Genomic DNA, 23,014 nt, shown 5'->3' with positions numbered 1-23,014 from the left:
GCTGATGGTGTGCGGCTATTCTAACCGGGTGTCGCCCGGTATTCGAGCTTAGATAGTGGTTTATTGACTCAAGTTTCGGAGTTCACAAGGCGTCGTTCAGGGCGTTTGGAACTGAACTCCGAAACTTGGGTTATTGACCGGTCCCAATGCCGAGTTTTTCCAGGATCTGGGCCGGCGCGGCGACGCTGTCGTCGGCTCCCCAGCTGTCCGGGCGGTCCTGCTCGTCCAGGTAGCCGAACAGGGCGGTGAGGGTGGTGGTGCCCGCGGCCCGCCCGGCGATGATGTCGCGCTCGGCATCACCGATAAACAGGCACTCCCGCGGCGCGGTGTCGGCGACTTCACAGGCGTGCAGAATCGGTCCGGGATGGGGTTTGCCGTTGGCGGTGGTGTCGCCGCTGACGATGCAGGCGGCACGCCGGGTCAGTCCCAGACCGGCCATCAGTGGGTCGGTCAGCCAGGCCGGCTTGTTGGTGACAACCCCCCAGCCGACGCTGTGCCGCTCCAGCTGTTCAAGCACCTCCGCCATGCCGGGAAACAGCGTGGTCTCTCGGGCGATATTGGCCTGATAGATGGCCAGCAGGTCCTCCCGGTAGCGCTGGAACTCCGGATGGTCCGGTTCGATGGCGAAGCCGGCACGGATCAGGGCGATGCCGCCGTGGGAGACGTGGGGGCGTATCCGCTCAAAGGGGAGGGCATCACGACCATGCCGGACCAGTGTCTGATTCAGCGCATAGGCGAGGTCCGGGGCGGTGTCGGCCAGGGTGCCGTCCAGATCGAACAGCACCAGCCTGACCGGGCGGCCGTGGAAGCGGATACCGTCAGGCATCACTCGACTCATCACTCGCTTTACGGCAGCTCACCATGTAATTGACATCCACATCGCCCGGCACCAGTCGATACTGGCCGGTCAGGGGGTTGTAGGTCAGTCCGATCATCTCCTGCGTCTGCAGCTCCGCCCGGCGGATCCAGCGCTCCAGCTCGGAGGGTTTGATGAACTTGGAGAAGTCGTGGGTCCCCTTCGGCAGCAGGCGCAGCAGGTATTCGGCGCCGACGATGGCGAACAGGTAGGATTTGGGGTTGCGGTTCAGGGTGGAGAAGAAGAGCTGGCCGCCCGGTTTTGCCAGTCGGGCGCAGGCCTCCACCACCGACGACGGGTCGGGTACGTGTTCCAGCATCTCCATGCAGGTGACCACATCGAAGGTCCCGGGCTCCTGTTCCGCCAACTGCTCCACCGGGATGCGCCGATAGTCCACCTCCAGGCCCGATTCCAGCAGGTGCAGCCGGGCCACCTGCAGGGGCGCCTCGCCCAGGTCGATGCCGGTCACCGTGGCCCCCGCCTGTGCCATGCTCTCGGAGAGGATGCCGCCACCGCAGCCCACATCCAGGACCCGCTTGCCGTTCAGGCCGGCAATCCGGTTGATATAACCCAGGCGTAGCGGGTTGATCTCGTGGAGCGGTTTGAACTCGCTGTGGGGGTCCCACCAGCGGGCCGCCAGCTCCTCGAATTTACTGATTTCGGCGTGATCGACATTGATGCTGCTGTCAGTCATGTTGTCTTGAACTCGTTATTGATTACCAGGTGTCAGGTTACGTTTTCGGCCGATCGGGTCGACAGGCGGGAGTATAACCCAGATTACTCCAGCGCCTCTTTGATAATGCCCCGGTACAGCTCGGTAAGCGCCTGTTCGGCTGCCGCCGATTCGCCCAGCATCAGCGGGCGACGGTAGCTGAGAAAGACCTCGCCCGGCCGCTCCTGCAGGGTATAGATGCCGATGGTGAGCGGGCAGATCGACAGGTTGGCGGGGTGGGCATCGGACATCTGCCAGGAGAGCTTGAGGTTGCAGAACTCGAACGCCTCGGCCTTATCGTACAGGGTGTTGGTCAGGCCGGTGTCGGCGGCGGTGCGGTTGAACATGTCGCTGATATGCAGGGTGCTGCTGATCAGCATACCGCGCCCGGTGATGGCCAATTCCAGATTCGAGCGGATGGCGTCGTATTCATCCTGGACCTGGTAGACCGCGATCGGCGCGTCCGCCGGGGTGATGGGGTCCTGGGCCAGGGCCGGACCGGCCAGAAGCAGGATCAGTAACAGGTTGATTCGGCGCATACTTGACTCCTTGATGTTGCTGTGGATCGGGCTGCGGGTGGTCAGGCCACCCCGGGAGGTGGTGGTTACTCGAATTCGGCAATCCGCACTTGCCACTCCGCCGCCCGCGCCACGATCTCGCGCGGGTCCAGGGTGGTGAGGCGGCCGCCGTGCAGCACCGGCTTGCCGGCGATCCAGACATCGGTCACCTTGTCGCGGCCGGTGGCGTAGACCAGTTGCGAGATCGGATGATAGACCGGCTGGGTCTCCAGGCCCCCCAGGTCCACGGCAGTGATGTCGGCGGCCTTTCCCGGTTCCAGGGAGCCGGTCCGCTCGCCCAGGCCCAGGGCGATGGCGCCGTTGAGCGTGGCCATGCGCAGGGCGGTGTGGGCCGGGATGGCGCTGGCATCATCGGCCACCCCCTTGGCCAGCAGCGCGGCACTGCGCATCTCGCTGAACATGTCCAGGTCGTTGTTGCTGGCCGCGCCGTCGGTGCCGATGGCGATATTGATCCCGGCCCGATGCAGCTTCTCCACCGGACAGAAACCGGAGGCCAGTTTCAGGTTGGATTCGGGACAGTGGACCACGCTGGCGCCGCTCTCGGCGAACAGCTCGATCTCCGCCTCTTCCAGCTGGGTCATGTGCACCGCACTGAGGGCGGGGGAGATCAGGCCCAGTTGCCGCAGGCGCTCGATCGGCCGCATGCCGTAACGGCCGATACCCTGATGGATCTCGTCCCGGGTCTCGTGCACATGCATGTGGATCGGGATCTCCAGCTCATCCGCCAGCATGCGGATGCGCTCGAACGGCTGGTCGGAGACGGTATAGGGGGCATGGGGGGCGAAGGCGGTGCCGATCAGGCCGTGGTTGCGAAACTGGTCATGCACCTCCAAGCCGCGGCTGATGTATTCGTCCGGACCGCTGGCCCAGGCCGAGGGGAAATCGATGGTGATCAGGCCCACCACGGCGCGCATCCCGGCGGCGGCACACACCATGCCGGTCACTTCCGGGAAGAAATACATGTCGTTGAAGCAGGTGGTGCCGCCGCGCAGCATTTCGGCCACCGCCAGGCGGGTGCCATCGGCGATGAACTCCTCGCTCACCCAGCGCCCCTCGGCCGGCCAGATGTGTTCGTTGAGCCAGGACATCAGCGGCAGATCGTCCGCCAGTCCTCGCATCAGGCTCATGCTGGCATGGGTGTGGGCGTTGATCAGGCCGGGTATCAGGGCGTGCCGGGGCAGTTCGTGGAGACTGTTCGGCTGGTATTTGGTACGCGCCTGCTGCGCCGGCAGAATCTCCAGGATATTGCCGCCATGGATCGCCAGGGCGTGGTCCTGCAACACCTGCTGATCGGGAACCACCGGGATGATCCACCGGGCAAAGATAAGGGTATCGATAATCAAGTTGCTGTCCGTTTGAATGCGTCTGGGTAAGGTTATCGGGTAGAATTAGGTGAATTTGCCATGGGTTTAGACAAGATGGAAGCACAACCGCTCACGATTCGCGCCAGCGCCGACCAGGCAATCGTCTGGGCCAACGACCGGCTCTACCTGCTGGATCAACGTATTCTCCCCAACGAGGAGGCATATATCGAGCTGCAGAGCGCCCGCGACACGGCCGGGGCGATACGCGACATGGTGGTGCGCGGCGCGCCGGCCATCGGCATCACCGCCGCCTTCGGTGTGGTGCTGGCGGCGCGCAGCTGTTTCCGGGCCTCCCCGGACGCTTGGCGTGACCTGATGGCGGACGAGCTGCAGGCGCTGGCCGAGGCGCGACCCACCGCGGTCAACCTGTGCTGGGCCCTGGAGCGGATGCAACGGCTGTTTCCCGCTATCGGTGACGCGGATCCGGAGCCGCGCCTGTTGCAGGAGGCGCAGTTGATCCACCGGGAGGATATTGCCGCCAATCGCACCATGGGCGAGTTTGGCGCCGGACTGATTGTAGCTGCCACGTCCGTGATAACCCACTGCAATGCCGGCGCCCTGGCGACCGGGGGCTACGGCACCGCCCTGGGGGTGATTCGCAGCGCCCACGCGGCCGGGCGGATCGGCATGGTCTATGCCGATGAGACCCGCCCCTGGCTGCAGGGCTCGCGGCTTACCGCCTGGGAGCTGGCGCGGGACCGCATTCCGGTCACCCTGCTGACCGACGGGGCCGCCGCCAGCCGCATGGCGCAGGGCGGGATCGGCTGGATCATCGTCGGCTCGGACCGGATTGCCGCCAACGGCGACGTGGCCAACAAGATCGGCACCTATAACCTGGCGGTGGCGGCCCGGTACCATGGCGTGAAGGTGATGGTGGCGGCGCCGACCTCGACCATCGACATGACGGTGCGCTGCGGAAAGGATATCCCGATCGAATCCCGCGACCCGGCCGAGGTCCTGCAGTGCGGCGGACGGCGGGTCGGTGCGGCGGGCGTGGACGCCTGGAATCCGGTGTTCGATGTGACCCCGGCGGCACTGGTTGATGCCATTGTCACCGAAAAGGGGGTTGTGCTGTCGCCAGACAGCCAAAAGATGGCTGAACTGATGTCCAGATAAGCTGAGAGTGGCGAAAAGCCGTTTTCAGCGGCTTTTTTTTCAGGCGGTACCTTCCCGGAATGTGTTACTATAAGCGGCTTAAAAAGCGTAGCCCGGCGCTGTGTGTGGATGTTGTCCGGGGTGGATGCCGTCCGGGACGAAGTCGCCTCGGGTTGCGCTGATCAGATTGTAAGTCGTCGTAAAACAAGAAGGTTAATGAACCGCCTATGACCGAATTTGCCAAAGAAGTCCTGCCGGTCAATCTCGAAGATGAGATGCAGACGTCCTACCTCGATTACGCCATGAGCGTAATCGTCGGGCGTGCCCTGCCGGATGTGCGCGATGGATTGAAGCCGGTCCATCGTCGCGTACTCTACGCCATGAGCGTGCTGGGAAACGACTGGAACAAACCCTACAAGAAATCCGCCCGTGTAGTCGGTGACGTGATCGGTAAGTATCACCCGCATGGCGATACCGCGGTGTATGACACCATCGTGCGCATGGCCCAGCCGTTCTCCATGCGTTATATGCTGGTGGATGGTCAGGGCAACTTCGGTTCGGTGGATGGTGACGCCCCGGCGGCCATGCGTTATACCGAGGTGCGGATGGCCCGGATCGCCCACAGCATGCTGGACGATCTGGACAAGGAAACCGTCGACTTCATCCCCAACTACGATGAATCCGAGCATGAGCCGGCGGTACTGCCGGCGCGCATCCCCAATCTGCTGGTGAACGGTTCCACCGGCATTGCGGTGGGCATGGCGACCAATATCCCGCCGCATAATCTGACCGAGATTGTCAACGGCTGTGTCGCCCTGATCGATGATCCCGCCCTCACCATCGACGGCCTGATGGAGTACATCCCCGGTCCGGACTTTCCCACCGCCGCCCTGATCAATGGCGCCCGCGGCATCCACGAGGCCTACAAGACCGGTCGTGGCCGCATCTATGTGCGCGCCCGTACCGGGATCGAGACCAATGACAAGACCGGCCGCCAGACCATCGTGGTGCACGAACTGCCCTACCAGGTGAACAAGGCGCGGCTGCTGGAGAAGATTGCCGAGCTGGTCAAGGAGAAGCGCATTGAGGGGATCAGCGAGCTGCGTGACGAGTCCGACAAGGACGGCATGCGCATGGTGATCGAGCTGCGCCGCGGCGAGGTGGCGGAGGTGGTGCTCAACAACCTCTACCAGCACACCCAGATGCAGAATGTGTTCGGCATCAACATGGTCTCCCTGGTGGATGGTCAGCCCCGTCTGCTCAACATCAAGCAGATGCTGGAGTACTTCATCCGCCATCGGCGCGAGGTGGTGACCCGCCGCACCCTGTTCGAGCTGCGCAAGGCGCGCGACCGCGCCCATGTGCTGGAGGGTCTGGCGGTCGCCCTGGCCAATATCGACGAGGTGATCAAGCTGATCCGCGAGGCCGCCAGTCCGGCGGATGCGAAACGGGAACTGCTGGCACGCCCGTGGAAGTCGGGGGCGGTCGAGTCGATGCTGGGACGGGCCGGATCGGACGCTTCCAGGCCCCAGGGGCTGGCCCTCGAGTTTGGCCTCAGCGAACAGGGATATCGGCTCACCGATACCCAGGCCCAGGCGATCCTGGATCTGCGCCTGCACCGCCTGACCGGGCTTGAGCAGGAAAAAATACTTAGTGAATACAGCGAGATAATAGAGAAAATTAAGGATTTACTTGATATTCTCTCCAGCCCCGATCGACTGATGCAGGTGATCCGGGATGAGCTGATCGCGATCCGTGATCAGTATGCCGACGCCCGGCGTACCGAGATCATCAGCAATCGGCTGGATCTGACCCTGGAAGACCTGATCACCGAGGAGGACGTGGTGGTCACGCTCTCCCATACCGGTTATGCCAAGGCCCAGACCCTGGATAACTATCAGGCGCAACGGCGCGGCGGCAAGGGCAAGAGCGCCACCAGCACCAAGGACGAAGATTTTGTCGATCAGCTGTTTGTCGCCAGTACCCACGACACCATCCTCTGCTTTTCCAGCCGTGGCCGGGTCTACTGGATGAAGGTGTACGAACTGCCCCAGGCGAGCCGCAACGCCCGCGGCAAGCCGATTGTCAATCTGCTGCCGCTGGAGAAGGATGAACGGATCAACGCGGTGCTGCCGATCCGTGTCTATTCAGAGGACAAGTACATCTTCATGGCCACCAGCTCCGGTACCGTGAAGAAGACCCCGCTGATCAACTTCTCCCGCCAGCGCGCCAGCGGCATTATCGCCGTGGACCTGCGGGATGATGATCAACTGGTGGGGGTCGCGGTCACCGACGGCGATCAGGACGTCATGCTGTTCACATCCGCCAGCAAGGCGATCCGCTTCAATGAATCCCAGGTACGCCCTATGGGCCGGACCGCCTGCGGTGTGCGCGGCGTGAAGCTGGGGCCGGGGCAGCGGGTGATCTCGCTGATGATTGCCGAACCGGGCCGGAGCGTGTTGACCGTGACCGAGAACGGTTATGGCAAGCGCACGCCGGTCGAGCAGTTCCCGCTGCGTGGCCGGGGCGGCATGGGCGTCATCTCCATCAAGGCCTCCGAGCGCAACGGCCAGCAGGTCGGCGCGGTGCTGGTGGAAGAGGGGGACGAGGTGATGCTGATCACCAATGGCGGTACCCTGGTACGCACCCCCATTTCCGACGTCTCGGTAATGGGACGGGATACCCAGGGGGTCACCATGATCCGCCTCTCCAAAAAGGAGAAACTGGTGGGAATCGAGCGTATCGAGTCCCTGGGAGGCGAGGAGCAGGAAGAGGCGGAAGCCGAAGCCGAAGTCGACACGGAATCTACCGGGGAGTGAGCCACTTCTCGTTCTGTAAAATATAGAGAGCTGGAGAGTTAATCATGTCGAGAGTCTACAATTTCAGCGCCGGGCCAGCCGCCCTGCCGGAAGAGGTACTGAAACAGGCCCAGGAAGAGATGCTTGATTGGCAGGGTTGCGGCATGTCCGTCATGGAGATGAGCCATCGCGGCAAGGAGTTCATGTCCATCGCCGCCCAGGCCGAGAGCGATCTGCGCGAACTGATGGCGATTCCGGACAACTACAAGGTGCTGTTCCTGCAGGGCGGCGCCTCCAGCCAGTTCGCCATGGTGCCGATGAATCTGCTGCGGGGTAAGGGGAGCGCCGACTATATCAATACCGGCTCCTGGTCGAAGAAGGCGATTGGCGAGGCGAAGCGCTATTGTCAGGTGAATGTGGTGGGTGAGACCCCCGCCGGTGAGTTCACCGTGCCGGCGGCCGATACCCTGACGCTCAACCCGGATGCGGCCTACCTGCACTACACCCCGAACGAGACCATCCAGGGCGTCGAATTTCCCTATGTTCCGGCCGATGTTCCAGAGAGTGGCGCGGTGCCGCTGGTGGGCGATTTCTCCTCCACCATCCTCTCCCGCCCGGTGGATGTGAGCAAATACGGGGTGATCTACGCCGGCGCCCAGAAAAACATTGGACCGGCCGGGCTCACGGTGGTGATCGTCCGCGACGATCTGATCGGTGAAACCGTGGCCGGGACCCCGGCCATGTTCGACTACAAGATCCAGGCGGACGGCGAATCCATGTACAACACGCCGCCCACCTATGGCTGGTATCTGGCCGGGCTGGTGTTCCAGTGGCTGAAGCGCAACGGCGGCCTGGCCGCCATGGCCGCGACCAACCAGCGCAAGGCGGCCGCCCTGTATGCCGCCATCGATGGTTCCAGTTTCTATAACAACCCGGTGGAGGTGAGCTGCCGCTCCTGGATGAACGTGCCCTTTACCCTGGCCGATGCCGAACTGGACGGCAAATTCCTGGCCGAGGCCAAGGAGGCGGGCCTGGTGACGCTGAAAGGCCACCGTTCGGTGGGCGGCATGCGGGCCAGCATCTACAACGCCATGCCCGAGGCGGGGGTGCAGGCCCTGATCGACTTTATGGCCGATTTCGAAAAACGCAACGGCTGAACACGCGGGGCGAGGGACCTCTGGAGATGGGCTGGTATCAACCCTTGCGATATCAAATAGATTTAATATGTAACTATTTAGCACCCAAGATTGAGTCGTGGCTACGGGGTATTTGTGGAAAGAGCCTCTATGGCAGGGATGCCATAGTGGAGCCTACAGGGATGTATTCACGGCGTCTCTTGGAACAAATGCCCCGTAGCCACGACCGCACCGAACCTTAAGCTGAGCATGTTGAATAGTTATATTAATAAGTAAAACAGATAGTAAAGCAATATATTTAATCTATTTATTGGATATCTCAGGGCCAGCCTGCCGCCCGGTAAGCCGCAGGCCGGGGGGGGCGGATCGCCCCCCCCGGCGCGGTGGCTGTCAACTCCGGATGTTCCCCGTACCCTCACTACAATACCTATAAGAGAGAGGGAGAACATCTATGCACAAAATCCTGACCCTGAATAACATCTCCGTCGCCGGTCTGGACCGGCTGCCGCGTGACAGTTACGAGATCGCCTCGGAGATCACCCACCCGGACGCCATCCTGTTGCGCTCCTACAAGATGCACGATATGGAGATTCCCCCTACCGTCAAGGCCGTCGGCCGGGCCGGGGCAGGGGTCAACAACATCCCGGTGGAGCGCATGACCCAGCAGGGGGTGGTGGTGTTCAATGCCCCCGGCGCCAACTCCAACGCGGTCAAGGAGCTGGTACTGGCCGGCATGCTGATGGCCTCGCGCAACATTGCCCAGGCCTGGAATTTTGCCCGCGGATTGAGCGGTGAGGATGCGCAGATAAACAAGGCGGTGGAGGCGGGCAAGAAGAATTTTGTCGGCTTCGAACTGACCGGACGTACCCTGGGCGTGGTCGGTCTGGGGGCGATCGGCGTCAAGGTGGCCAACGCGGCCCACGCCCTGGGCATGAACGTGATCGGATACGATCCCACCATCACGGTCAGGAGCGCCTGGCAGCTCTCATCCGATATCAAGCAGGCGCTGAGTGTGGATGACCTGGTCTCGCAGTGTGACTACATCACCTTTCATGTCCCGCTGATCGAATCGACCCGGCACATGATCAATGCCGAGCGCCTGAAATGCATGAAGAAGCACAGCGTGCTGCTCAATTTCGCCCGCTCCGGTATTATCGATGACCAGGCGGCGCTTGCGGCGCTGGACAGCGGTCATCTCTATGCCTATGTCTGTGATTTCCCCAGCAATCTGCTGAAGGATCATCCCCGCTGCATCACCCTGCCGCATCTGGGCGCCTCGACGGCGGAGGCGGAGGAGAACTGTGCGGTGATGGTAGCGGATCAGCTGCGCAGCTACCTGGAGGACGGCAACATCAGCAATTCGGTCAATTTCCCGGATATCAATCTGCCGAGAAACGGCGGCTATCGCCTCGCGGTGGTCAATTCCAATGTGCCCAATATGCTGGGTCAGATCTCCACCGATCTGGCGGAGAGCAACCTCAACATCATCGATATGCTCAACCGCTCGCGCAACGACGTGGCGGTCACCCTGCTCGATGTGGATCAGGCGCCGGATGAGGCCACGCTGCAGCGCATCGCCGCTATTACCGGGGTGCTTTCTGTGCGCAGTCTGGGCCGCTCCGAATAGCCCGTTGCCCCGCCCACCCGCCTGTTGGTGGGGGTGGGCGGGGTGGATCCGGTGCCATCACGGCGGGCGCGGGCCACGCCGTGGAAGGTGTGGCGGCGGCTGTGCGGCCTTGCACGCATAAGGTAGAATGCCCCCCTTGGATTTATCATCACTTTCAATCTTACCCGGCCGACAACTATGAGTGAGCAGGAGAGTCTCCAACAGATCAGGGCACGGATCGACGCACTGGATACCCAGATCCAGGAGTTGATCAATCAGCGTGCGGCCGCTGCCCAGGCGGTGGCCCAGATCAAGCAGGCCGAGGACGCGGACGCCTTTTTCTACCGTCCGGAACGCGAAGCGGCCATTCTCCGGACCATAAAACGCCGCAATACCGGACCGATGGGCAGCGAGGAGATGGCGCGGCTGTTTCGCGAGATCATGTCCGCCTGCCTGGCCCTGGAACTGCCGTTGCGGGTCGCCTTCCTTGGCCCCGCCGGGACCTTTACCCAGGCCGCGGCGCTGAAACACTTCGGCCATTCGGTGGAGACGGTACCGATGCACTCCATCCCGGACATCTTCCGCGAGGTGCAGTCGGGCAACGCACACTACGGGGTGGTACCGGTGGAGAACTCCACCGAAGGGGTGATCAATCACACCCTGGATATGTTCATCTCCTCCTCTCTCTCCATCTGCGGCGAAGTGATGATGCGCATTCACCACCACCTGCTGAGCCTGGAGTCCGACCTGGGCAAGATCGAGCGGGTCTACTCCCACCAGCAGTCGCTGGCCCAGTGCCGGCTCTGGCTGGACCGCAATCTGCCGCAGGCCGAGCAGATCACCGTGGGCAGCAATGCCGAAGCGGCGCGCCTGGCCGGCAAGGAGAGCGGGAGCGCCGCTATTGCCGGCGAGATGGCCGCCGAGCTGTACCAGCTGAAAGGGTTGGCCCGCAACATCGAGGACGAACCGGACAACACCACCCGTTTTCTGGTGGTGGGGCGCCAGCTGGCCTCGCCCAGCGGGGAGGACAAGACCACCCTGATGTGCGCCACGCGTAATGTGGCGGGGGGACTCAACGCCCTGCTGACGCCGCTGGCCAGGCACGGCATCAGTATGTCGCGTATCGAATCCCGCCCCTCGCGGCAGGGTAACTGGGACTACCTCTTCTTCATCGACATCAACGGGCATCGGGATGATGAGAATGTCCAGCAGGCACTGAGCGCCCTGGAGTCCGAGTCCCGGCTGCTCAAGGTGCTGGGCTCCTATCCCAATGCCGTGCTTTAGATAGACCACGAGTTAAAATCAGGGAAATCCATCATGATCGAAACCGCCAATCGATTTCTGCAGATCGCCGTACCCGGTGTCACCAACCTGAAGCCCTACGTGCCGGGCAAACCGATCTCCGAACTGGAGCGGGAGTTGGGCATAACCGATTCGGTCAAGCTGGCCTCCAACGAGAACCCGCTCGGCTGCAGTGAGCGGGCCAAGGCGGCGATCCGGGCGGAGCTTGCCCATGTCGGACTCTATCCGGACGGCGGCGGCGTGGAGTTGCATGCCGCGCTGGCGGCCAAACACGGCATCGCGCCCAACCGGATCACCCTGGGCAACGGTTCCAACGATGTGCTGGACATGGTCGCCCGGGTGTTTCTGGCGCCCGGCTATGAGTCGCTGTTCTCCCAGTACGCCTTTGCCGTCTACCCCATCAGCAGTCAGGCGGTGGGGGCCACGCTGAATATCGTGCCGGCGAAGGATTATGGTCACGACCTGGAGGAGATGCTCAACCGGGTGGGGGAGAAGACCCGCGTGGTGTGGATCGCCAACCCCAACAACCCGACCGGCACCTGGCTGAACGGGGAAGAGCTGGAAGGCTTTATCGCCGCCGTGCCGGCCAATGTGATCGTGGTGGTGGACGAGGCCTATATCGAATATGTGGACGAGCCGGACTACCCCGACGCCAGCCAGTGGCTGGACAAGTACCCCAACCTGATCGTCACCCGCACCTTCTCCAAGAGTTACGGGCTCGCCTCCCTGCGGGTCGGCTACGGTCTGGCTCATGCCGATATCACCGATCTGCTGAACCGGGTGCGCCAGCCGTTCAATGTCAACAGCATGGCCCTGGCGGCGGCCCGGGCGGCCCTGGAGGATCAGGAGTTTATCCGCCGCTCGGTGGAGCTGAACCGGGTCGGTATGCGGCAGATGACCGAGTCATTCACCGCCATGGGGCTGGATTACATCCCCTCGGTGGGCAATTTCGTCACCGTGGATGTGGGGCGGCCTGCGGCCGAGGTGGACCAGGGGCTGCTGCGGACCGGTTGCATCACCCGGCCGGTAGCCAACTACGGCCTACCCAATCACCTGCGCATCACCATCGGCACCGAGAGCGAGAACAGCCGGGTATTGGCGGCGCTGAAGCAGGTGCTGGCCGTATGATTGTTCGCCGGCTGGCCATCATCGGGGTCGGGCTTATCGGTGGTTCGCTGGCGCGGGCGTTACGTGCGGCGGGCGCGGTGGGTGAAATCGTCGGTTGTGGTCGGGGTCGGGCCAACCTGGAACGCGCTGTCCAACTGGGCGTGATCGATCGCTATACCCATGACGTGGGTGAAGCGGTGACGGGGGCCGATATGGTGTTCCTGGCGGTACCGCTGGGCGTCATGCGCACGACCTTCGCCGCCATGAAGGGGCACCTGGCGGCCGATGTGGTGATCACCGACGGCGGCAGCGCCAAGTTCAGCGTGGTCGAAGATTGTCGGGCGGTGTTTGGCGAGGTGCTGCCCAATCTGGTGGCGGGTCATCCCATCGCCGGCACTGAAAACAGTGGCGTGGAGGCCGCATTCGCCGAACTCTACCAGAACCGGCGGATCATCCTCACCCCCACGGAAGGGACCTCCCCGGAGGCCCTGGCCCGGGTGCGGGCGATGTGGCAGGCGTGTGGTGGCGAGATCACCCTGATGAGTGTGGCGCATCACGACGAGGTGCTGGCCGCCACTTCCCATCTGCCGCACATGCTCGCCTTCGGCCTGGTGGATACCCTGGCGCGGATGAAGGAGAATGATGAGATTTTCCGTTACGCCGCCGGCGGGTTCAGGGACTTTACCCGGATCGCCTCAAGCAACCCGGTGATGTGGCGCGATGTCTGTGTCGCCAATCGCCGTGCATTGGGGGAGATGATGTCTCATTACCTGAGTGAGATGCAGGAGCTGGCGGAGACCATTGAACGCGGGGATGGCGAGCGACTGCTGGAGATATTCACCCGGGCAAAGTGTGCCCGCGACCGCTATGTCGACGGGGTGCTGGACTCCCCGGAGTGAGCCACCGTCAGTCCGCATCGAAACGGTCGTCTCCACGATTCAGGTTATCAGGTAACTACTCTCGGGGTGATGGGCCTGCCTTGCCGGCCTCACGCGATGGCTGGATCAAGATCGACCAATAACGCAGGCCAATCGCTTACAGACCGGGTGAGTAGTTAGGTTACCAGTTGCTAAACCGGCATCGGGCCGCCAGGCGCCGCTTGCACTCCAACAGCAGTCGGGTCCGGGTATCCTCACTGTAACCGGCCCAGCCTTTGATCTCTTCGAGTGAACGCCCGCAGCCGAGACAGATATCATCGTCATCCAGGGTGCACATACGCACGCAGGGTGAGTGCAGGGCCTCATCCTGGCTCATCCGGTATTTCCGATCGATAAAGTCGCTGTTCATACCTGAGAGGGTAGATCACCTGCGGCAGGGCCAAAACCCTGGAAGGCGCAGGGGCAGGGAGTTTCAGGTGGCCGTATTGCTGCTCAGCTTTTCTGATGCTCTGAATCGTGGGCCAGTTTTTGCAGGATTCTCCAGCGCCTGTGACGGCCCGAAAGCGGGTTGCGTCTGAGTAGTCGTCCAATGCTGTCAATGAGGTCAGGGCGCCCTTTCTTATTACTGACCCCGATATGGATATGTCGCTTCATGGGTTCTTCCCTCAGGCCGCCCTGGCGTGATCAGGGAGAGTGGCCGGTGACTGGATCGCTTCATGCAACACCGCACGGGCACAATCGGCGCAGCGGCCGCAGCAGGTGGCGACATTCAGCTGTTCACTCAGCGCCTCCATCGAGTTGGCTCCATTATGGGCGGCTGCGCGAATGTCCTTGTCGGTGATGCCATGACAAATACAAACATACATGGTTGGTTTCTCCGCTGCTAGTGCTAATGAGAATGATTCATAATATATTTAACATCAGGTGGTTTGTCCAGTGATATATGTCAATTACTCGATCGGCTGGTGTGATGGAGGGTTTGGTCTATAAATAGAGGATGGCCAGGTAAGTGGGAGAATAGGATGAAGGGTGAGAAACAGGTAATAACCGAGCTAAACGCTGTCTTGCGGGGTCAGTTAACGGCGATCAACCAGTTCTTTCTGCATGCGCGGATGTTCGGCAACTGGGGGCTTGGCGAGCTGAATGAACACGATTATAAGTGGTCGATCAAGGCGATGAAGCAGGCAGATGAGCTGATCGGGCGAATTCTGTTTCTTGAGGGGCTGCCCAATCTGCAGGATCTGGGCAAGCTGTTGCTGGGCCAGGATGTGCAGGAGATGTTGCAGGGCGATCTGCAGCTGGTATCGGACCTCCGCGCCGGACTGCAGGGGGCCATTGCTCTGTGTGAGACAGAGCAGGATTTTGTTTCGCGTGATCTGCTGGAGGATATTCTGGAGGCGGAAGAGGCGCACATCGACTGGCTGGAGAGCCAGCTCTGGCTGATTGCCCATACCGGGCTGGAGAATTACCAGCAGTCCATGGCTTCCTGAGGCGGCTACCGCCGAGGAGAAAAAGAATGAAAGGCAAAAAAAGGGTACTGGAGCAACTACAACAGCTGCTGGCGGGTGAACTGGCGGCTCGGGACCAGTATTTTATCCATTCCCGCATGTACGACGACTGGGGTCTGCATCGGCTCTATGAGCGTATCCATCACGAGATGGAGGACGAAACCGGGCACGCCGATTCCCTGATCAAACGCATCCTGTTTCTGGAGGGGGTGCCCGATCTTTCCGAGCAGGAGAAACTCCATGTTGGCAAAACCGTGCCGGAGATGCTGCAAAACGACCTGGATGTGGAGTACCAGGTGGTCACCGCGCTGAAGAAGGCCATCGCCATCTGTGAAGAGGAGCGGGATTTTCAGACCCGTGAGATCCTGGAGGTGATGCTGGATGACACGGAAGAGGATCACGCCTACTGGCTGGAGAAGCAGCTTGGATTGATCAAGCGGGTCGGGCTTAAAAACTACCTGCAGTCCCAGATGGGGGACGACGGGGGATCCTAGGAGCCTGTCGGATTTAAGAATTCCATCAGGGGTCGGAGTCAATTCCGCACACATTCCCGAATTATGTTTATGGCAGGGAAGGCGGAATTGACTCCGACCCCCTGCCGCACCTTTTCGACCCATTTTTATATCGTCGCCAACGGCTTGAAATATCCGGCACATTATCAAGGGCCGGCTTTGCCAATCGCCTGCGTATCCGGTATATAATGGCCCCCTAATGAAGTTTTGGAGGCAGCATGTCCGAGCAGCAAAAATTTGACAAAGCCACGGCCCTGTTTGATCAGGCGAACAGTGAAGACCCCAACCGAGTAACCGTGGAAGGCAAGGAGTGGCCGAAAGAGTTGCTCTACTCCCATCGCATGTCCGAGATGCTGGCGCGCTATGCACCGGAGACGGACGATGCCATGAAGCTGGCGATCCGCGCGCAGCATATCCAGCGCTGGAAGACTCCCCGGGACTCTTACCCCGAGGGACGTCAGGGTTATTTCCAGTGGCGCACCGGCCTGTATAAATTTCACGCCGAGACGGCTGGCCGGCTGATGGCCGAGGCGGGCTACGACGAAGCAAGTATCGAGCGGGCAAAAAAGGCGGTTGGCAAGAAGGCCCTGAAGGTGAATCCGGACAGTCAGTTGCTGGAGGATATCGCGGACTTGGTCTTTATCGAACACTACATGCTCGAGTTTGCCGAAAAGCATCCCGAATACAGCGAAGATAAGTGGCTCGATATCGTCCGCAAGACCTGGGCGAAGATGTCGGCGGCGGCCCAGGAGTTTGCCCTCTCCGGGGCGCTTAAGCTGCCGGAACCCCTGATACCCCTGATACAGAAGGCGGTCAGTGGCCAATAGCGCCTGCCTGTCCACCAGTTTACCCGTCCCGTCGCTGAGGCGTCGGGACGGTGCCTGATCGGTAAGGGGTTTTTGATCTCGCAAAGACGCCAAGTACGCCAAGGAAAACCGATTCTTTCATTTACGGTTCCTGATTATCCACCAAACTCAGCCAGGTAGGATTTAACCAGGAAAAGTTCATACCCAAGAACGATCGGCGCTATCCAAACCAGGGGATGAGACGGTTACAAAAAGTCGATATTCGTATTCATTTACGTTCATTCCATCCTTAGTTCCGTAAACGGTGCATGGCATCCTCGGCTCCGTAAACGGTACATCCCTGTACCACTCCTCTTGCACCGCTCCACGCGGCTAATACTTCTCCTCAATACGGCCGGGTTCGATGTGTAGTCAGCTCTCACTTTGCGTACTTGGCGAGAGTTTATCTGCCATCTTTCATCAACCGAGCGACGCTCGATTGATGCACAGGTCTAACATGTTGAGTCCCCTGACTTGTGAACCTACGCTCAGAGGGCAATCTCCTCCATGTCATCCAGCCAGCCCGCCTGCTCGTCCAGCCGGCGAATCATGATTCGCGAGGCTTGGTCCTGCACTTCGGCGCGGGCGTGAATCTGCTTGAGGATCAGATGGTCGCCGCTGCGGCCACAGATTTCGATCTTGCCGATATCGTGTCCGAGTATGAACTTGAAGCGTTTGGCGTAGCCGTCCAGGCGGCTGCGCGCCCGATCCACCATGTCCACGCCCTGCTTCAGCGGCACCTGAAAGTGGTGACGCACCCGTGATACCGGCATGCACTGATAGAGGTAGTAGGGATTGACGCCGATCCGGGTCAGGCCACTCATCAGCTGCACCAGGGTCTCTTCGTCGTCATTGATCCCGCGCAGCAGCACCGCCTGATTATTGACCGCGATGCCGACGCCGCGCAGCCGTGCCACCGCTTCAGTCGCTTCCGCGGTGATCTCGTTCGGGTGGTTGAAGTGGGTCGGCACGTAGAGGGTTTTCTCCCGATTGAAATCGGCCAGGTACTCGATCAGTTCGTCGTCCTGGAAGCGGAGCGGGTAGACCACCGGCGCCCGGGTGCCGATGCGCACGAAGTTGAGGTGGGGAATTGAGCGTAAGCTATCCAGCATGGAGCGGATGATGGAGGTGGGCAGCATCATCGGATCGCCACCGGAGACCACCACGTTGCTGATTTCGGAATGTGCCGCAATGTAGTCCGCCGCGGCGCGGAAGTTCTGTACGGTCTGGTCGTTCGGCAGGCCGACCAGACGCTTGCGGAAGCAGTGCCGGCAATACATCGAGCAGTACTCGGTGGCGACGACCAGCGCGGTGTAGCCGTACTTGTGCAGCACGCCGTTCCCCTTGTCGTGCTTGTCGTCCCCATAGGGGTCGCCCGTGGTCGCGCCCATCTGGCCCGCCACCACCAGTTCGTCGCCCGTCGGCACCGCGAGCTTGCGGATCGGGTCGTTCGGATCATTCCGGTTGATCAGGTTGAGGTAGTAACGCGGGATATTCATCGGATGCGCCTCAACTACCTGTTCGATATCGCGCTGCTCCTCCGCAGAGAGGTCGATAAATTCCTTCAGGTCGTCGACAGTGCGAATATTGTTCTGCAGTTCCTGTTTCCAGTCCCGGTTGGTCCAGGAGAGCGGATTGCTGATTTCGTGGGGTGGATTAATAGGTTCGTGTACTAAAGTCATGATGCTCCATGATTAGGCTTCTTTTTCAATCTATCTGTTGAAAATAATAGAAAAAACAGCGGCCATCATAACATGGGTAAAAAATAATATTTAGAGGACAAAATAAATGCCGGGCATTTGAAGCTTCCTGTTCAGCCCGGCGGGCGATCTGCCTGGTCTCTGTGGGCGCGGTTCAGCCTGGCGTCGCCCGGGTCGCGATGGGGGTTGTGCTATAGTTCGAACGGAAAAAATGACCTGATAAGGGAGTACATCGATGCCAAAAGCAAAAAAAATCGTTCTGATGGGGTTGGCCGGATTGCTGGTGCTGCTGGTCGCCGGCTGTGCGCCGGAAGTGGGCAGCGAAGAGTGGTGTCTGGCCATGCAGGAAAAGCCGAAGGGCGACTGGACAGCCAACGAGGCTGCCGATTTTGCCAAGCACTGCATCCTTAAATAAGGGCTCGCGCAAAAATAAGTTCCGGTATTCGGTCGCCACTGGACCCCGCCGCCGGCGTTACGCTTTTTGGCAAGGGTACAACCATTGCCTGCAAAACGTGCCTTGCCGGCGTGGCCCAGTGACGCCCTCGGTACTACGAAATTATTCTTGCGCGAGCCCTAACCCCCGCCGTGGCGGCCTTCAGGGTCGCCACGGCGAGGAAGCGCTGGTGCGTTTGGCTACTCCAGTGGATAGGCAGTGCTCTTGCAGACGGTACGAATGCCGAAGGCCGTTTTGATCCGGGCAACACCGGGAAGACGGGAGAGGTGATGCCTGTGCAGCCGTTCATAATCGGTGGTACCGGCCGCGGCAACCCGTAGCAGATAATCCGCCTCCCCGGTCATCAAGTAACACTCCATGATCTCGGGGTTCTTGCGTACCGCCGCCTCGAAGGCTTCCTGGCATTCGACGCTCTGGCTGTTCAAGGTGATCTCGACAAAGATGGTGGTGGGCCGACCGATGGCCAGCGGATCCACCAGCATCACATAACCTGCAATGACCCCGCGCTCTTCCAGCTGCCGGACCCGTCTGAGGCAGGCGGAGGGGGAGAGATTGATCCGTTCCGCCAGTTCGGCATTGGTCAGCCGTCCGTCGAGCTGGAGCGTATTCAGGATCTTCCGATCTAGCGTGTCAAGTTTCATATACAGAATATTATGCTAATAATTAGATAATTTGAAGAATAAAGTTGTGCTTTACCTCCTCTGGGCAACTGTTTTTGCAAGCACTTGCCAACCGCTTTCACGTATGATTTTGGCTGTTTTCAGGCACTTGATAACGGAGCGGAAACCCATGAAGGTGATAATTCTTGGCAGTGGCGTCATCGGCGTAACCAGCGCCTATTATCTGGCTCGGGAAGGTCACGAGGTGACGGTGATCGACCGACAGCCGGAAGCGGCCCTGGAAACCAGCTTTGCCAATGCCGGCGAGGTCTCTCCCGGCTATTCGGCACCCTGGGCCGCCCCGGGCATTCCGCTGAAGGCGATCAAGTGGCTGATGATGAAACACAGTCCGCTGGTGATCCGCCCGCAACTGGACCCGGCTCTGTGGTCCTGGAGCCTGCGGATGCTGCGCAACTGCACCACGGCACGCTATGAACAGAACAAGGGTCGCATGGTACGCCTGGCTGAATACAGCCGCGACGCCATCAGGCAGCTGCGCGCCGAAACGGGGATTCAGTACGATGAACGCAGTCGTGGCACGCTGCAGATGTTCCGCAATCAGAAACAGCTGGATGCCGCACAGACCGACATGGCCATTCTCGACCGCTATGGTGTTCCCTACGAGCTGCTGGACCGGGAAGGGTGCCTGGCGGTGGAACCGGGCCTGGTGCATGTAAAAGAGAAGGTGGCGGGGGGGCTGCGGCTGGTGAATGATGAGACCGGTGACTGTTTCCTGTTTACCCAGCGTCTGGCCAGGGAGGCCGAGCGGCTCGGCGTGGAGTTCCGTATGGGGGTTAATATTCGCCGCCTGCTGATGGAGCAGGGCAATATCAGCGGGGTGGAGACCGATGCCGGGACCTTTACCGGCGACAATTATGTGATGGCGCTGGGGAGCTACTCGCCGCTGTTGCTGAAGGCGGTCGGCATCAAGGTGCCGATCTACCCGGTCAAGGGTTATTCCATCACCCTGCCCATCGTGGATGCCGAGGCGGCCCCGGTCTCCACCCTGATGGATGAGACCCACAAGGTGGCGATCACCCGTCTGGGTGAGCGGATCCGGGTGGCGGGCACGGCGGAACTGGCCGGTTATGACCTGGGTCTGGACGAGCGCCGCGGGGAGACGGTGAAGTTTGTCGTCTCCGATCTGTTTCCGCGCGGAGGCGATCTCTCCAGGACCGAGTTCTGGTGCGGATTGCGCCCCATGACGCCGGACGGCACACCCTGTGTCGGCGCCACGCGCGTCCCCAATCTCTACCTCAACACCGGACACGGCACCCTCGGCTGGACCATGGCCTGCGGCTCGGGGCGTCTGTTGAACGATCTGATCAGCCACAAGATACCCGAGATCGATACCGAAGGGCTCTCCATCGACCGCTATGCAGCCTAATAATTCCGCGGTATCGAGGGCGTTTGTTTCGTAGGGTGGGTTAGCCGCGCACAGGCACCACACTTTCAGATCAGGGCAATACCCGGGCGCCGTGTAACCCACCGACTTCCCGACCGCCAAACGGTGGGTTACGGCGCGCGCGGGGGCCAATGCAAACGGCCACCCCCCGCGCAGGGCGCGCCTAATTCAACCTACAAAACTGTCCCCCGTTCTTCCTTTATCCAGGGCCGCGTAGCGGGGGGAATGTACTCATGAAGAACGTCCTTTCGCGGTTGTATGTTGTTCCACTGTTTGTGAACAAGTTTCGACGGCCCGCTGAATCTTCCGGTAAGCTGCTTCGACATCCGGTAGACGATCTTCTCCTTGTGCCTGCAGCAGGGAGAGACAGGTCTGATGATAGGCAGCGAGCGCCCGTCTGAGCGCATCCAGGCTTCCGCCCTCATTTTGACGGCCTTCACTCCGACTGTTCACCAGATCGACAGTCGCCGCGCGCATGATCGGCCTCAGCTTGCCCGTCGTTGTCTCGGTGGCCTGAAGCGGCCCGCTCTTCTCCAATTCGATACCTTTGTAACTAAATCGCTGGCCAATATTCAGATCGCTGAATTTCATAAGCAGGCCCGTGCTCCCGGGGTGACTGTCATAATTACCCAGCATTTTACCTTGTAAAATGCTGGTGAGGGTATTTACTTTAGGTGGTGTGCAGTGCCGAAAAAATTGAGGCAGGTCAATAAAGCAAGGGCGTTTCTTACAATAAAGAAGGGTGTTCCCGGTTTTTTTTCACCAGAGTCCGGTTTTTTACTGTTTTGAGTTGCGTACAGGAAAAACCCTATCTAGAGTATGCCAACTTTATGCATAACCCCGTAGCGATACCTTCCGATGGATCAGTTTAATCAAGCGCACATCCTGCTGGCCGGGCCGGCGGATAGCGCCGGTGAGTTTTTCAGGCGTGCCGTTCAGGCGATTGCCGTGGCCTGCGAATGCCGTTGGGCCGGGGTCGGGTTCAGTAAGCCGGAATCCGGCGAACTTGAAGTGGTGGCGTTCTGGGATGGCAATGGCCTAGGCCAGGGCTTTCGGTTCGATATCGCCGGCTCCCCTTGTGAACGGGTCTATCAGGTGGCCCCTGCGAATGCGCATGTCTTCTATGCTAAAGATCTTCAAAATACCTTCAGCGGCTGTGATCTGCTGCACCAACTGGGCGTCGAGAGTTATCGGGGACAGGCGTTCTATGGCGAAGATCGGCAGGTGATCGGGCATATTTTTGCCCTGGATGACAAACCGCAGGCCGAACGACCCGAAGTGCGTTTCTTTTTTGAACTGCTGAGTCAACGGATGGGTGCGGAATGCCGCCGCTTCAATCAGCGGGATGCACTGCAGAAGCTCTCACTGGCCATTACCCACAGTCCGGTATTGACCGTGATCACCGACCCGAACGGCATTATCGAGTATGTCAGTCCGATCGTTGAGAAGATCACCGGCTATCGCCCGGAAGAGGTGATCGGTAAGACTCCCAGTATGTTCAAGTCCGGCAGAACCGACAGCAAGCTTTATCGTGAACTCTGGAGCGCCATCAAGGACAAGCGGGCGTGGCAGGGCGAGCTGGAGAATCGGCGCAAGAACGGTGAATATTACTGGGAAAGCATCTCCATCGCCCCGGTGCTGAATGAGCGGGACGAGCTGGTTGCGTTTGTCGGTATCAGCATGGATATCTCGGAACGCAAACAGATGGAACAGCAGCTCAAGGAGTTGGCCTCCACCGACCCGTTGACGGGTATTTTCAACCGGCGTCATTTCATGGAGGAGGTGGATTCCCAGCTGGCCTATTCAAAACGCTATGGCACACCGCTGTCGTTCATGATTATCGATATCGATCATTTCAAACTGCTCAATGACCAGGGTGGACATGCGTTGGGTGATGAGGCGATCCTGAAATTCACCGAAATATCCAAGGAGACGATCCGTGTCGTCGATATATTCGGCCGCTTGGGGGGGGATGAGTTTGCCATAGCCCTGCCGGATACCGGTGATGCGGAGGCGCTGGTACTGGCGCAGCGGTTGAAGGATAAGGTCAGCAGGTTGATGATCAGAAATGACATACACTCTTCGCAAATGACCATCAGCATCGGCTTGGCCACCTTCCGGAACCGGGTGCATGACGGTGAATCGGTGCATACATTGTTGCGTCGCGCGGACAAGGCGTTATACGAGGCCAAGCGGGGTGGCCGGAATCTGATCGGTGTTTTGTGAGAAGACCGCGAGCACTACTTTAATTTAATAGAGTACTTTTGTAGGGCGGATAAGCGACAGCGCATGCCATCCTCAGGTTCCTAAACGGTACATCCTTGTACCACGCCTCACCCTGCAAAAGTACTTTATCAAATTGTAACTACTCACCCGGTCTGTAAGTGATTGGCCTGCCTTGCCGGCCTCACACGATGGCTTGTCTCCTCGAATCCGGCCCCATTTTCAGCGCCTGCCCAAACTCGCTTCGCTCAAACAAGGGCAGGCTTGAATCTGAAA

General features: G+C 60.2%; 22 protein-coding genes. 13 read left to right on the top strand and 9 right to left on the bottom strand.

The features are described from left to right. Positions 1–130: 130 nt before the first annotated feature. From NPX02_RS12000 to NPX02_RS11985, 4 genes are all read right to left on the bottom strand, one after another. The gene (locus NPX02_RS12000; RefSeq protein ID WP_260293831.1) at positions 131–826 is read right to left on the bottom strand and encodes an HAD family hydrolase; all 696 of its coding nucleotides are present in this window, start codon (positions 824–826) and stop codon (positions 131–133) included. Continuing rightward, positions 819–1,550, bottom strand: coding sequence for a bifunctional 2-polyprenyl-6-hydroxyphenol methylase/3-demethylubiquinol 3-O-methyltransferase UbiG (ubiG, locus tag NPX02_RS11995; protein WP_260293830.1), 732 nt, complete (start codon positions 1,548–1,550; stop codon positions 819–821). Before ubiG ends, NPX02_RS12000 begins: the two co-directional genes overlap by 8 nt. 83 nt (positions 1,551–1,633) lie before the next feature. Next, complete coding sequence (locus NPX02_RS11990) at positions 1,634–2,107, bottom strand: hypothetical protein (RefSeq protein WP_260293828.1); 474 nt, start codon at positions 2,105–2,107, stop codon at positions 1,634–1,636. A 65-nt stretch (positions 2,108–2,172) separates the two neighbouring features. After that, entirely contained in the window at positions 2,173–3,489 is a 1,317-nt protein-coding gene (locus tag NPX02_RS11985) for a TRZ/ATZ family hydrolase (RefSeq protein WP_260293827.1), read from the bottom strand. 60 nt (positions 3,490–3,549) lie between these two features. Here NPX02_RS11985 and mtnA point away from each other — a divergent pair, with 60 nt between their 5' ends. From mtnA to NPX02_RS11950, 7 genes are all read left to right on the top strand, one after another. Beyond that, entirely contained in the window at positions 3,550–4,626 is a 1,077-nt protein-coding gene (gene mtnA, locus NPX02_RS11980) for an S-methyl-5-thioribose-1-phosphate isomerase (protein WP_260293826.1), read from the top strand. 206 nt (positions 4,627–4,832) lie between these two features. Further along, on the top strand, positions 4,833–7,424 hold the full coding sequence (gene gyrA, locus NPX02_RS11975; RefSeq protein WP_260293825.1) for a DNA gyrase subunit A: 2,592 nt from the start codon (positions 4,833–4,835) through the stop codon (positions 7,422–7,424). Between the two features lie 44 nt (positions 7,425–7,468). Beyond that, entirely contained in the window at positions 7,469–8,560 is a 1,092-nt protein-coding gene (gene serC / locus NPX02_RS11970) for a 3-phosphoserine/phosphohydroxythreonine transaminase (RefSeq protein WP_260293824.1), read from the top strand. 430 nt (positions 8,561–8,990) lie between these two features. Then, on the top strand, positions 8,991–10,166 hold the full coding sequence (locus tag NPX02_RS11965) for a phosphoglycerate dehydrogenase (protein ID WP_260293823.1): 1,176 nt from the start codon (positions 8,991–8,993) through the stop codon (positions 10,164–10,166). A gap of 177 nt (positions 10,167–10,343) precedes the next feature. Continuing rightward, positions 10,344–11,429: a prephenate dehydratase gene (gene pheA, locus NPX02_RS11960; protein ID WP_260293822.1), complete on the top strand. Its 1,086-nt coding sequence runs from the start codon at positions 10,344–10,346 to the stop codon at positions 11,427–11,429. 33 nt (positions 11,430–11,462) lie between these two features. Further along, positions 11,463–12,575 (top strand): histidinol-phosphate transaminase, encoded by a 1,113-nt coding sequence (gene hisC, locus NPX02_RS11955; protein WP_260293821.1) that lies wholly within the window; start codon positions 11,463–11,465, stop codon positions 12,573–12,575. Continuing rightward, on the top strand, positions 12,575–13,453 hold the full coding sequence (locus NPX02_RS11950) for a prephenate dehydrogenase (protein ID WP_260293844.1): 879 nt from the start codon (positions 12,575–12,577) through the stop codon (positions 13,451–13,453). The genes hisC and NPX02_RS11950 overlap by 1 nt, the downstream gene beginning before the upstream one ends. 160 nt (positions 13,454–13,613) lie before the next feature. Here the strand turns inward: NPX02_RS11950 and NPX02_RS11945 are convergent, their stop codons facing one another. Together NPX02_RS11945 and NPX02_RS11940 are read right to left on the bottom strand one after the other, a co-directional pair. After that, entirely contained in the window at positions 13,614–13,808 is a 195-nt protein-coding gene (locus NPX02_RS11945) for a DUF1289 domain-containing protein (RefSeq protein WP_260293820.1), read from the bottom strand. Positions 13,809–14,097: 289 nt separating this feature from the next. Further along, entirely contained in the window at positions 14,098–14,298 is a 201-nt protein-coding gene (locus NPX02_RS11940; protein ID WP_260293819.1) for a bacterioferritin-associated ferredoxin, read from the bottom strand. Positions 14,299–14,454: 156 nt separating this feature from the next. Here NPX02_RS11940 and bfr (NPX02_RS11935) point away from each other — a divergent pair, with 156 nt between their 5' ends. From bfr (NPX02_RS11935) to NPX02_RS11925, 3 genes are all read left to right on the top strand, one after another. Then, the gene (gene bfr, locus NPX02_RS11935; protein ID WP_260293818.1) at positions 14,455–14,922 is read left to right on the top strand and encodes a bacterioferritin; all 468 of its coding nucleotides are present in this window, start codon (positions 14,455–14,457) and stop codon (positions 14,920–14,922) included. Between the two features lie 26 nt (positions 14,923–14,948). Then, positions 14,949–15,434 carry a bacterioferritin gene (gene bfr, locus NPX02_RS11930; RefSeq protein WP_260293817.1) on the top strand — a complete coding sequence of 162 codons (486 nt, stop codon included), beginning with the start codon at positions 14,949–14,951 and terminating at the stop codon, positions 15,432–15,434. 236 nt (positions 15,435–15,670) lie between these two features. Next, complete coding sequence (locus tag NPX02_RS11925; RefSeq protein ID WP_260293816.1) at positions 15,671–16,279, top strand: DUF4202 domain-containing protein; 609 nt, start codon at positions 15,671–15,673, stop codon at positions 16,277–16,279. A 506-nt stretch (positions 16,280–16,785) separates the two neighbouring features. Here NPX02_RS11925 and NPX02_RS11920 read toward each other — a convergent pair. Beyond that, positions 16,786–17,979 (bottom strand): KamA family radical SAM protein, encoded by a 1,194-nt coding sequence (locus tag NPX02_RS11920; RefSeq protein ID WP_260293814.1) that lies wholly within the window; start codon positions 17,977–17,979, stop codon positions 16,786–16,788. Positions 17,980–18,232: 253 nt separating this feature from the next. On the opposite strand from NPX02_RS11920, the gene NPX02_RS11915 reads away from it, so the two are divergent. Continuing rightward, on the top strand, positions 18,233–18,412 hold the full coding sequence (locus NPX02_RS11915; RefSeq protein ID WP_260293813.1) for a DUF3012 domain-containing protein: 180 nt from the start codon (positions 18,233–18,235) through the stop codon (positions 18,410–18,412). Positions 18,413–18,630: 218 nt separating this feature from the next. Here NPX02_RS11915 and NPX02_RS11910 read toward each other — a convergent pair whose 3' ends face one another. Continuing rightward, a complete protein-coding gene (locus NPX02_RS11910) occupies positions 18,631–19,092 on the bottom strand; it encodes an Lrp/AsnC family transcriptional regulator (RefSeq protein WP_260293812.1) in 462 nt (153 codons plus the stop codon). A 148-nt stretch (positions 19,093–19,240) separates the two neighbouring features. Here NPX02_RS11910 and NPX02_RS11905 point away from each other — a divergent pair, with 148 nt between their 5' ends. Next, the gene (locus tag NPX02_RS11905) at positions 19,241–20,497 is read left to right on the top strand and encodes a D-amino acid dehydrogenase (protein ID WP_260293810.1); all 1,257 of its coding nucleotides are present in this window, start codon (positions 19,241–19,243) and stop codon (positions 20,495–20,497) included. 249 nt (positions 20,498–20,746) lie between these two features. Here NPX02_RS11905 and NPX02_RS11900 read toward each other — a convergent pair whose 3' ends face one another. Continuing rightward, on the bottom strand, positions 20,747–21,106 hold the full coding sequence (locus NPX02_RS11900) for a hypothetical protein (protein WP_260293809.1): 360 nt from the start codon (positions 21,104–21,106) through the stop codon (positions 20,747–20,749). 267 nt (positions 21,107–21,373) lie between these two features. On the opposite strand from NPX02_RS11900, the gene NPX02_RS11895 reads away from it, so the two are divergent. Continuing rightward, positions 21,374–22,741, top strand: a complete 1,368-nt coding sequence (locus NPX02_RS11895; RefSeq protein ID WP_260293808.1) for a sensor domain-containing diguanylate cyclase — start codon at positions 21,374–21,376, stop codon at positions 22,739–22,741. The last annotated feature ends 273 nt before the right edge of the window (positions 22,742–23,014 follow it).

The sequence above is a fragment of the Sedimenticola hydrogenitrophicus genome (assembly GCF_025175675.1).
GTDB classification, from domain to species: Bacteria; Pseudomonadota; Gammaproteobacteria; order Chromatiales; family Chromatiaceae; genus Sedimenticola; species Sedimenticola hydrogenitrophicus.
This window is presented reverse-complemented; position numbering and strand designations above follow the sequence as displayed.